The organism is Phyllobacterium sp. P5_D12 (assembly GCF_054049495.1).
In genome coordinates this window covers 1-10,465 of sequence record NZ_JBFUMG010000125.1, presented here as the reverse complement: position 1 = coordinate 10,465, position 10,465 = coordinate 1, and the positions used below count along the sequence as shown (strand labels likewise).

Genomic DNA, 10,465 nt, shown 5'->3' with positions numbered 1-10,465 from the left:
ATTAAAGGACTTTTCAATTCGCATATTTTGAGATTAATGTTACTTGCGCAGTCGTGGTGGAATCAACAAATACAATTAACCATCGCTGGAAATTTCTTCGAAAGTATCGGGGAATTTGTTGATAAGCACATTGGTCGCATGGCTTTTGTCCTTGCACTAATGCGAGAAGATTTTAGTGGGATACAACTCACTATTGCGGTTCACGGGATATGGAGAGAACAGCATGAACAAGAGAGCACAAACACTCGAAGTATTAAAAACAGAACTCTCAAAATTGTGCACCTTGGCGGACAATGCAGGTTTCGAGATGATTGCCTATTTCATCGAAACTGCGATACGTGAATCCGATGAGCAGCTGTCGCAGGAAACCCGCGCCGTGGTCGGCATGGAACTGCGCCTGGAATCGTCCCGCTCCCGCCACCTCTGAATCTCACCCTTCTTATTCAATCAAGCTTCAATTTTTGTGAATCATGAAATCGCACCCTGTTATTGTGCGCTTTCGCCGACCGCCTATATGAAGGCAATGACCCCGATATCTGTCCTTGACCTTTCACCGATTGTCGCCGGCAGCGATGCCGCACAGTCCCTTCGTAATTCGCTGGATCTTGCGCAAAACGCTGAGCGCCTTGGCTACAACCGTCTTTGGCTAGCTGAGCATCACAGCATGCGGGGTATTGCCAGCGCGGCGACAGCCGTTGTGATCGCGCATGTCGCGGCTGGTACGTCGAAAATCCGGCTTGGCGCCGGTGGTATCATGCTGCCGAACCATTCACCGTTGATGGTGGCTGAAGCCTTCGGCACGCTGGCTTCCTTGCATCCGGGCCGTATCGATCTCGGCGTCGGCCGTGCACCGGGCACAGATCAGATTACCGCCCAGGCATTGCGCCGCAATCTCGATCAGGACATCAACGGCTTCCCGCAGGATGTGGTCGAGTTGATGGGGTATTTCCGCGATCCCGAGCCGGGCCAGCGCGTCATAGCTGTTCCGGGGGCGGGGACGAAAGTGCCTGTGTGGATACTGGGCTCCAGCCTCTTCGGCGCACAGCTCGCAGCGGCACTCGGCCTGCCTTATGCCTTCGCATCGCATTTTGCGCCGGCTGAAATGGAGCGGGCGATCGAGATTTACCGAACACGGTTCGAACCGTCGGAATATCTCGACAAGCCGTATGTGATGCTGGGACTTAACGTCTTCGCCGCAGAAACCGATGACGAGGCAAAGCTTCTGCAAACCTCGCAGCAGCAGGCCTTCGTCAATCTACGTACGGGCAATCCCGGGCCATTGCCCGCGCCGGTGCGAGGTTATGAAGAAACACTCGACCTCCACGCGAAGGCGATTTTGCGTCAGGCTCTATCCTGCTCGGTCGTCGGGTCGCCGGAAACCGTCAAGACTGGCGTGCAGGATTTCATCGTGCGCACGGGAGCAGACGAGATTATGGTGACAGGCCAGATTTTCGATCATCCAGCCAGAATCCGCTCTTACGAGATTCTCGCTGAAACCATGATCAAGCGGCCTGAAGCTGCACCGCTAAGCCGCCTGGCGTAGACCGCCCGCCGCCTCAATAAATGAGATGACTTCGTCAAGGCCGTTTCTGCGCAGCATGTCGGTGAACACATAGGGTTTCGCTCCACGCTGAACCTTGGTATCCGCATCCATCACATCGAGATCAGCGCCGACATGGGGCGCGAGATCCTTCTTGTTGATGATCAGCAGATCCGAGCGCGTGATGCCCGGCCCGCCCTTGCGCGGTATTTTTTCGCCCTGGCAAACCGAAATGACATAGATGGTCAGGTCGGCGAGATCAGGTGAGAAAGTCGCGGCCAGATTGTCCCCGCCGGACTCGATAAAGACGATGTCGAGGTCGGGATGGCGCTTGTTCATCTCGGCGATGGCTTGCAGATTTATTGTAGCATCTTCCCGGATGGCCGTGTGTGGRCAACCGCCCGTTTCGACACCCATGATCCGGTCTTCGGGCAGGGCTTGCAGCCGGTTGAGGATCAGCGCGTCTTCCTTCGTGTAGATATCATTGGTGACGACAGCGATGGAATAGCGGTGGCGCAGCGCTTTGCACAACATTTCGGTGACAGTGGTCTTGCCGGAGCCAACCGGCCCGCCAATCCCGATGCGAAGCGGTCCGTTTTGCGAAATCATGAGCGAAATACCCTCGAATACTGTGTTTCATGTTGCATGGCCATGATGTCGGACATGATGCCGGCCGAGCCCAGATCATCAAGGCTGGAACTCGCGGCACGCTCAGTGACCGCCAGGATTTGTGTTTCCATTGCCGCCATCAACGAGACGCCGTGGCTTTGTCCGAGCGGTACCAACCGGACGGCGCCTTGAACGAGGTTGGAAACGACGGCGTGAAGATAGGCGGCAAGCGCTGGTTCACATGCAACCTTGTTTCGGGCTGCAACCATGGCGACGGCGACGGGATAGGGCATTTCTTTCGCCATGCCGGATTCTGCGTTGCTCCAGTGTCCAATAGCCTGCACGAAAGCATTGCCTTGCAGCATGGTCTCCATGTGCCGCTCTTTCGAGCCGGCCATCGCCTCTCCGAGCTCTGATTGTTCGAGGCAGCTGCCACCCGTATCCGCATCCCTCCAGCTCGCGGCAAATAAAACCGCATCGTTCCAGACCGAGCCGTGGTTCATGAGGTCAACAAGCCAGTCTTGCAACGATGCCTTGTCGTGGATCAAACCATCATGCACGGCCCGCTCGATGCCATGACTGTAGGAAAACGCCCCGACAGGAAAAGCAGGGGAAAGCCATGTCATAAGGCGCAGAAGCGCGGTGTTTGAGGCAAGGTCAGCCATGGGCATGATCGTGGTGTCGATGATCATCGCCATGATCATGCGCGTGCGAATGCCCATGTCCGCTATGATATGCGCCGTGCAGTGGATGGAACGGAGCAGTGATCTCGGTAACCTTCGCGCCAAGACCTTGCAGCATCGCCTTGATCACGTGATCACGCAGGATGACGATGCTGCTTTCTTCCAGTTGCGCCGGCAGATGACGATTGCCGAGATGCCAGGCGAGTTCCGACAGATGCCGGCGATCCCGTGGCGTGACTTCGTAAAGCGCTTCATCCGCCGCAATGATCTCGGCCATCCTCCCATCCTCAAGAACAAGCACGTCGCCATGCTCGAACGCGATAGCCTCGGGCAAATCGACAAGGATTTGTTCACCCTGCTCTAGTGTCAGCACCTTGCGCCGCAAATGCCGCTCGTCATGCGCCAGTACAACGCGATCGAACGGCACGCCGTGATAATGCCCGGCGTGGTTGTGGCTGGTAACACGCTTCATCGCGCTTGGCCTTTCTCATGAAAATCGTCGTTCATGCGAAGGAAGAAGTCGATCGGCGGCGCGTCACCGGTCAGTTGCGAAAGCAACGTATGCACCTGACCGCGATGATGCGTCTGATGGTTGAATATCTGTGTCAGCGCGCGATCCAAGGTTGACGTATATGGCTGGCCTTCGGTGGTGATCCAGTGAAGGACACCACTGATCGATGCCTCATCCATATTGTTGACCACGTCGACAATGTGATCGTCCAGGGCGATGCGCGCCGCATGCAAGTCATTGAAATTATCGTGCAGAACGACATCCAGGGAAGGAATGGCGTAAAGGTCCMCCGTGAAGCGACCGAACCATAACTTGTCAATGGCCAGGATATGGTTGAGTGTCCCATGCACCGACTTGAAGAACGCGCGTCTGTCGGCGAAATAATCTTCGTGGTCAAGGGCGCCTGCTGACGCGTAAATACGCCCATTGGCCCATTTGTTATAGTACGCAAGCCGCCTGAATTGATCCTTCACTTTGTTCCTCCCCCTCAGAACAGAAAGTAGCGCTGCGCCATCGGCAGCACCGTTGCCGGCTCGCACGTCAACAACTCGCCATCCGCCCGAACCTCGTAGGTCTCCGGATCGACCTCCACATGCGGCGTGGCATCATTGTGGATCATCGACGCCTTGGAAATGCCACTCCGCGTGTTTTCGACGCCGACCAGTTGTTTGTCGATACCGAGCGACTGGCGCAAGCCAGCCTCGACCGAAGCCTTGCTGGCAAAGACGACTGACGAATTGCTGACATTCTTGCCAAAGCCGCCGAACATATAACGATAGTGGACCGGCTGGGGTGTCGGGATCGAGGCATTTGGGTCGCCCATCGGTGCGGCAACAATCGAGCCTCCAAGCAGAACCATATCCGGTTTTACGCCAAAGAAAGCGGGGTTCCACAAAACGAGATCGGCACGCTTCCCGACTTCGATTGAACCCACGTGCCGGGAAACACCCTGTGCAATCGCCGGGTTGATTGTGTATTTCGCGATGTAGCGCTTGACGCGAAAATTGTCATTGTCGCCGGTTTCCTGCGGCAGGCTCCCGCGCTGGCGCTTCATTTTATCGGCGGTCTGCCACGTGCGTATCAGCACTTCCCCAACACGGCCCATGGCCTGGCTGTCAGAAGAAATGATCGAGAATGCGCCGATATCATGCAGAATATCTTCCGCCGCGATCGTCTCCTTGCGGATACGGCTTTCGGCAAACGCCACATCTTCCGGGATCGATGATGAGAGATGATGGCACACCATCAGCATATCGAGATGTTCCGCGATGGTATTTTTGGTATAGGGCCGCGTCGGGTTGGTCGAAGACGGAATGACGTTGGGAAGCCCGCAAATCTTGATGATGTCCGGGGCGTGTCCACCGCCAGCGCCTTCCGTGTGAAAAGCGTGAACTGTGYGACCCTTGAAGGCGGCGACCGTGTCCTCGACAAAGCCGCTCTCGTTCAGCGTATCGGTGTGTATCATCACCTGCACATCGTACTGGTCGGCAACCGAGAGGCAGTTGTCGATCGTCGCCGGTGTGGTACCCCAATCCTCATGCAGTTTCAGCGAGCACGCCCCGCCAAGGATCATCTCCTCCAGCGCTTTCGGCAGCGATGTATTGCCCTTGCCTGAAAGGCCGATGTTCATGGGTATGGCGTCGAAAGACTGAATCATCCGGCCCAAGTGCCAGGGCCCTGGCGTACAGGTGGTCGCCAGTGTCCCATGGGCTGGTCCTGTGCCGCCGCCAAACATTGTCGTAACGCCTGACATCAGCGCTTCTTCAATTTGCTGCGGGCAGATGAAATGGATATGGGCATCCATACCGCCGGCCGTGAGGATTTTGCCTTCGCCCGCGATGATTTCCGTGCCAGGACCAATGATGATCGTCACGCCGGGTTGCGTATCGGGGTTGCCGGCCTTGCCGATTTCAGCAATCAGCCCACCCTTCAGACCGACATCGGCTTTATAAATACCACTGTGATCGACGACCAGTGCATTGGTAATGACTGTGTCGACGGCACCGTCTGCACGGGCAATCTGGCTCTGGCCCATGCCGTCGCGAATGACCTTGCCTCCGCCAAACTTCACTTCTTCGCCATAGATGGTGAAGTCCTTCTCTACCTCGATGAAGAGTTCGGTGTCGGCAAGGCGCACCTTGTCGCCCGTCGTTGGCCCAAACATGCGGGCATAGGCCGCGCGGGTAATTTTAGCGGGCATGGAATTTCCCTCTTGTATGAATAACCGAATGGGCGACAACGGGCGCCTGCTGCCACATTTCTGCCGCGATATTGCCTTGGAAAAACCCGATCAGCGACCGCTTGAGATCGAATTCCGCATGTGAAGTGCGCGCGTCATCAGTAGATGATCGTTCGCCAATCTCGTGAAAGGAAAAACGATGCGAAAGATGATAGCCCTCGCGCTCTGTGCGGCATTCCCGCTTGCGACTTCGGCTGCCTATGCGCAGTCCGCGGCGCCGCAGACTCCGAGCGCCGAGCAGCCCGCTCCAAAGAGCGAAACTCCAGCAAAGCCTGGTGCAACGGCCATTACCACCATCAATATAGTGGACATCAATGAACTGCCGGATGCGACCAAGACCCAGGTCAACGACGCCMTTGCCAAGCGTAGCGACGCGGACATGCAGAAATTGCGCACGTCGATCGACAAGTCGCCACAAGTCTCCGCCGCCCTGAAGGAAAAGGGGCTGACATCCGCAGCGGTGGTCATTGCTAGCCTCGATTCCAAAGGCCTGCTGACCCTCGTGACCAAGAAGCCAAGCTGACAGGCAAGCCCTACCTGACCCAGGCCTGGGATATGCGCAGCGATCGGTGTTTCTCCGGTCGCTTGTTGTCGTGGAAATGAGGTCAAGCGGAGCGGTCACAGCTTTCCCATGATCTTCTGCTGAAACCCGTAAACGGTCCGGTTCCCGCTGAGCGGCACGAGCGTGATATCACGCTCCTGCCCTGGCTCGAACCGGACCGCCGTTCCGGCAGCAATATCGAGCCGCATGCCGCGCGCTTGATCGCGGTCGAATACCAGTGCCGAGTTGGCTTCGAAGAAATGATAGTGCGACCCGACCTGTACCGGACGGTCGCCGGTATTTGCCACCTTCAGCATGATGTTGCTGGCACCGGCATTCAGTTCGATTTCGCCTTTGGCCGTAGTGATTTCGCCGGGGATCATCTGCGGTTTCCTACCTTATCGGTTCGTGCACGGTGACAAGCTTCGTCCCGTCCGGAAATGTCGCCTCGACCTGTATGTCGTGGATCATCTCTGGAATACCTTCCATCACTTGTTCCCGGGTGATGACATGTGCCCCTGCTTGCATCAGATCGGCGACTGACCGGCCATCGCGGGCACCCTCGACGACGAAATCGCTAATCAATGCAATGGCTTCCGGATGATTGAGCTTGACGCCGCGTTCGAGTCGGCGGCGGGCGACCATCGCCGCCATAGAGATGAGAAGTTTGTCCTTCTCGCGTGGTGTCAGGTTCATGCTTTTCCTTTAGTCATACTCAGTTTTGCGTCTAGATTGACCAGACTTTAGGCACGCCTGCCTTTTCATTGAGCAGTTCTATCAATGGCACCAGCCGTTTCCTCAATGAATAGGCGTCGCCATCGACAAGCCTCGCAAGAAGCTTGCCAGACCAGAAGGAAACACCGCCTTTTGTGCCAACTATTTTTCTGCTCGGCTCAAGATGACGTTCGGCGTCGGCATCGAGAAGCAGGACAGTGGCCATGGTGCGCATTCCCCCGAACAGGGCAGGGCGGCCCAGCATCGATGCCGTGTCGGGTCCGATTGTGAAATCTTCCGCATGGATCAGTCTGCCTTCGCGGCGGATGCGCCAGCGATCCCGGAACAGACAGTTCTGCACGTCCTCACCCATCGCCTTGCGACCGAACACCACGGGCTCCACGATCAAGGCACGGCTTGTCTCGGCAAGATCGACGGTAAGAGTTCGCTTCAGTGCCGAGCCCTCGAACAAAATCGTCTCCTGCGGCAACCACGCAAGCGATGYCCGCTTTCCCACGTTTAAGGTGCTTGCTACGTCGGCGATTCCGGCAGATGCCTTGTAGATGCGCTCGCATGCTTGAGTGGTGACCTGCGCCCGGCAGTCGTCCGCGACGTCAAACCTCCAGCGCATCTCGTCGCCCCCCGTCAGTCCACCTGATGTGTTGATCATCACCGCCTCAAGCGACCGATCATCAATCTCGGGCAACAGAATCTTGGCGCAGCCTTCCTGATAGAGTGTGTCGATACGCGTACGGCCATTGCCGGTTTTTACAGCGAGATGAGCCGAGCCGAAGGCACGTTGCGGTCTTGCTTCGATTGCTGGATCAGATGGAGGCACGCTCATTTCGGCACGCTATCGCAATGATCCAGCTTGCGGAAGCTCAATAGGTGCCAAGTTCTATAGCGCGCTGGTGTGCCTTGAAAACAGCCCGGATCATAAGCCGCTTGAGTTTGTCATGGCCCATCAACACGTCGAGCGCGGCGGCAGTGGTACCCTTCGGGCTCGTCACCTGTTCGCGCAACGTCGTTGGCGTGTCTTCGCTCGAAGCGGCGAGGACGCCAGCGCCGTAGACGGTCTGCATTGCCAGCAGCTCCGCGGTCTTTCGTTCGAAGCCAGCCACAACAGCCGCCTCGGTCAGGCATTCGATGAAGTGAAAAACGTAGGCGGGTCCCGAGCCCGAAACCGCGGTTGCCACATCGATCAGTTTTTCGTCGTCTACGGCTGCAACTTTTCCGCTGGTTTTCAACAAGGTATCGACAAATTCGGCATCCTCGTCGCTCACGTTCGAATTGCGGAATGTGACGATCATGCCTTTGCCGATCGCAGCAGGCGTATTCGGGATGGTGCGGATAATCGGGGTCTTTTCGCCTAAGAATTCCTCGAACAACGCAACCTTAACTCCGGCGGCGACACTGACGAAAGTTGACCCGGCGGYGAAACGCTCATAGGCGGGCAGCACGTCGCGCATCACCTGCGGCTTGACCGCGATGAGGATAACGCGCGGCGACAGATCGTCATCGAGCCGGCTTGCATTGGCATGCGCATGAACACCAAGCGTCGCCGCCCGTTCACGCAGCGCATCGGTTGGCTCAATCACTATGACCTGATCTGGCTGCAATATACCTGCGTCCAGCCAGCCCTTGAGCATGGCAAAGCCCATATTGCCGCAACCGACCAGAACCACATTATCCATTTCATTCTCCCGCTGATGTCGCGGCACTTTGATCTGGCCAAGTACGCCCGGTCAACTGGTCTTGTGGGAATTTATGTGCGTGAGGATTGGAACGCGAGCAGTCATGCGCAGGCCAAAACAAGCCATCACCACCAGCAGCCACACGGGATCTGCACGCCGGAAGAAGAAGCTCTCAAGAAAAGCGTTCATCAGCGAAAATGTCAGGCACATCATGAAAAAGTCGGCCATGAACACATTCTCCCGCTTTTTCAGGCAGCGCGCATAGTCAAAAAGCGGCAGCACGATCAAGACGATGAGCGCGCAGATCATGGCGGGATAACCCATGGCGATTGCAATATCGAGATAACCGTTATGCGCATGCACAATGCCGCGAACGTCCCAGTCGAGGTAGTAGCTCGGATTTTCCGCCTGCCGCACGACCGGCGCTTCCCAGAAACTTTCAAAACCATAGCCGCGCCACGGTGTTCCGGCGAGCTTTTCCAGCCCGAACTGCCAAATGGATGTGCGGCCGGTAAACGTGGTGTCTGCGCCAAGCTGCACGAGGAGATCGTGCGTAGCCGGGAAGAAGAGTGTTCCTATGGTAAAGAAGAAGAATCCGATCAAAGCTGCGGCGATCAGCACGGCAGTCACCATACGAAAGCCGAACATTCCGGGGAACATGACGAGGAAAATCACGATTGGCACCAGCGCCGTCGCAGTCTTCGAACCGGTATGCGCAACGAACCAGAGCGCCAGCACCAGCAGGACAATGCCAGTCCCGCGCCAGCCGCGACGTAGCAGGTATATGCCAGCAAAGGAGAACGCCGCCATGACCGGTCCGGCAATATTCTTATGCGCGAAGATACCGCGCCAAAGTCCCGCATGTTCGGCTTCGATCTCATTGGCGGTATGCTTCGCGAGGTCCGGAACGACAACCAGACCGGCATAGGAGAGTGTCAGCACGGCAAAGGCTGCGATCACCAGCGCCAGCGAAAATCCATCGGCATCGCGCGGAAGCGCCAGCACCGCGATCATGCATAAAGCGGCGATCACAGTGAAGAGCACAGCGCGTTGAGCGGCTCCGGGATCGATGGCAACAAATGTCGACAGGAAAAGAAAGCCGAACATGACGATCCACATCGGGCTGATGAGGGCAATTAGCGTACGCGGGTTCGCAAGCACCATCATCGCAAGCACGGAGATGCCGCCCAAGGCGCCGAAACCGAGCTGATTGACGAGATCCCCGCCGCTCCCTGCGATTGCCGTACTTGCCGGTTGGAACGGGCGAAACGAGATCAGCAGCACGCAAAGGATGATCGCCGCAATAAGACTGGCGACCAGTCGCATTGGGATCGCAGATACCGCGTCAGTTCTTTTCAGGTTGTCGATACTGCTCATTCGAATATCCGAATTCCGCCAGAACGCGGCCAAGGCCAACATAGATCTGATAAGTGCCGATGGACAGAGATCCCGTTTGTACGACCTTGATCACGGCCCGCAGCGGCGAGACCGCGAGAAGTGCCAGACTCTTCAGGATAGTCTTCGCTCCACCAAAAGGTTCACCGCTACGCTTGCGCTTTTCGATCAAGGTGGAGATCACGCCATTGCGCAGTGCCCGTGCGCGGATCCAGTCCGCCTCAACGCGCCTTGCTGGGATGGTTTCGTAAACGGGTGCTTCCGCGCACCAGGCAATGGTGAAGCCTTTGACCACGCTGCGGCTAMTGAAATCCGAATCCCCGCCGCCCATGAAGTTGAAAGCGAGATCGAGAAACGGAAACGGCATGGTCTCGAGCACATTGCGCCCGACCAGCAGATTCCCGGATGAATAGATGATCGGCACGCGACCAGTGCGAGTATGGTGGGGGCTGAAAACCGGGTGTGTCGACCATTTGGTATGTTCCGGCTTGGCGAAAACCGGAAGTTGCGGCCCGCCGACAAAGTCGACACCATAGGCC

The 10,465-nt window shown here is 56.9% G+C and carries 13 protein-coding genes and 1 pseudogene; 3 read left to right on the top strand and 11 right to left on the bottom strand.

Annotated features, from left to right (window positions below):
- Nucleotides 1-223 precede the first annotated feature (223 nt).
- Together ACXJ5O_RS10830 and ACXJ5O_RS10825 are read left to right on the top strand one after the other, a co-directional pair.
- Nucleotides 224-427 carry a hypothetical protein gene (locus ACXJ5O_RS10830; protein WP_112526143.1) on the top strand — a complete coding sequence of 68 codons (204 nt, stop codon included), beginning with the start codon at nt 224-226 and terminating at the stop codon, nt 425-427.
- Between the two features lie 96 nt (nt 428-523).
- Nucleotides 524-1,543: an LLM class flavin-dependent oxidoreductase gene (locus ACXJ5O_RS10825; RefSeq protein WP_457299899.1), complete on the top strand. Its 1,020-nt coding sequence runs from the start codon at nt 524-526 to the stop codon at nt 1,541-1,543.
- Here ACXJ5O_RS10825 and ureG read toward each other — a convergent pair.
- From ureG to ureC, 5 genes are read right to left on the bottom strand one after another with little or no spacing between them, the layout of a single operon-like run.
- Nucleotides 1,526-2,149: an urease accessory protein UreG gene (gene ureG / locus ACXJ5O_RS10820; RefSeq protein ID WP_457299898.1), complete on the bottom strand. Its 624-nt coding sequence runs from the start codon at nt 2,147-2,149 to the stop codon at nt 1,526-1,528. The genes ACXJ5O_RS10825 and ureG overlap by 18 nt on opposite strands.
- The gene (locus ACXJ5O_RS10815; protein WP_457299897.1) at nt 2,146-2,871 is read right to left on the bottom strand and encodes an urease accessory protein UreF; all 726 of its coding nucleotides are present in this window, start codon (nt 2,869-2,871) and stop codon (nt 2,146-2,148) included. Before ACXJ5O_RS10815 ends, ureG begins: the two co-directional genes overlap by 4 nt.
- Complete coding sequence (gene ureE, locus ACXJ5O_RS10810; protein ID WP_457299896.1) at nt 2,807-3,304, bottom strand: urease accessory protein UreE; 498 nt, start codon at nt 3,302-3,304, stop codon at nt 2,807-2,809. Before ureE ends, ACXJ5O_RS10815 begins: the two co-directional genes overlap by 65 nt.
- Nucleotides 3,301-3,816 (bottom strand): DinB family protein, encoded by a 516-nt coding sequence (locus tag ACXJ5O_RS10805; protein WP_457299895.1) that lies wholly within the window; start codon nt 3,814-3,816, stop codon nt 3,301-3,303. The genes ureE and ACXJ5O_RS10805 overlap by 4 nt, the downstream gene beginning before the upstream one ends.
- A 14-nt stretch (nt 3,817-3,830) precedes the next feature.
- On the bottom strand, nt 3,831-5,543 hold the full coding sequence (ureC, locus tag ACXJ5O_RS10800; RefSeq protein ID WP_457299894.1) for an urease subunit alpha: 1,713 nt from the start codon (nt 5,541-5,543) through the stop codon (nt 3,831-3,833).
- A 178-nt stretch (nt 5,544-5,721) separates the two neighbouring features.
- Here ureC and ACXJ5O_RS10795 point away from each other — a divergent pair, with 178 nt between their 5' ends.
- Nucleotides 5,722-6,105 (top strand): hypothetical protein, encoded by a 384-nt coding sequence (locus ACXJ5O_RS10795; protein ID WP_457299893.1) that lies wholly within the window; start codon nt 5,722-5,724, stop codon nt 6,103-6,105.
- Between the two features lie 95 nt (nt 6,106-6,200).
- On the opposite strand, the gene ACXJ5O_RS10790 is transcribed toward ACXJ5O_RS10795, so the two are convergent.
- From ACXJ5O_RS10790 to ACXJ5O_RS10765, 6 genes and pseudogenes are all read right to left on the bottom strand, one after another.
- Nucleotides 6,201-6,506, bottom strand: a complete 306-nt coding sequence (locus ACXJ5O_RS10790; RefSeq protein ID WP_224512185.1) for an urease subunit beta — start codon at nt 6,504-6,506, stop codon at nt 6,201-6,203.
- A 10-nt stretch (nt 6,507-6,516) separates the two neighbouring features.
- Entirely contained in the window at nt 6,517-6,819 is a 303-nt protein-coding gene (locus ACXJ5O_RS10785; RefSeq protein ID WP_106715462.1) for an urease subunit gamma, read from the bottom strand.
- Nucleotides 6,820-6,850: 31 nt separating this feature from the next.
- Nucleotides 6,851-7,681, bottom strand: coding sequence for an urease accessory protein UreD (locus ACXJ5O_RS10780; RefSeq protein WP_457299892.1), 831 nt, complete (start codon nt 7,679-7,681; stop codon nt 6,851-6,853).
- Nucleotides 7,682-7,718: 37 nt separating this feature from the next.
- Entirely contained in the window at nt 7,719-8,531 is an 813-nt protein-coding gene (proC, locus tag ACXJ5O_RS10775; RefSeq protein ID WP_457299891.1) for a pyrroline-5-carboxylate reductase, read from the bottom strand.
- 51 nt (nt 8,532-8,582) lie between these two features.
- Nucleotides 8,583-9,908: an O-antigen ligase family protein gene (locus tag ACXJ5O_RS10770; protein WP_457299890.1), complete on the bottom strand. Its 1,326-nt coding sequence runs from the start codon at nt 9,906-9,908 to the stop codon at nt 8,583-8,585.
- Nucleotides 9,877-10,465: pseudogene (locus ACXJ5O_RS10765) on the bottom strand (glycosyltransferase family 2 protein); the annotation flags it as partial. The pseudogene ACXJ5O_RS10765 and the gene ACXJ5O_RS10770, both read right to left, overlap by 32 nt.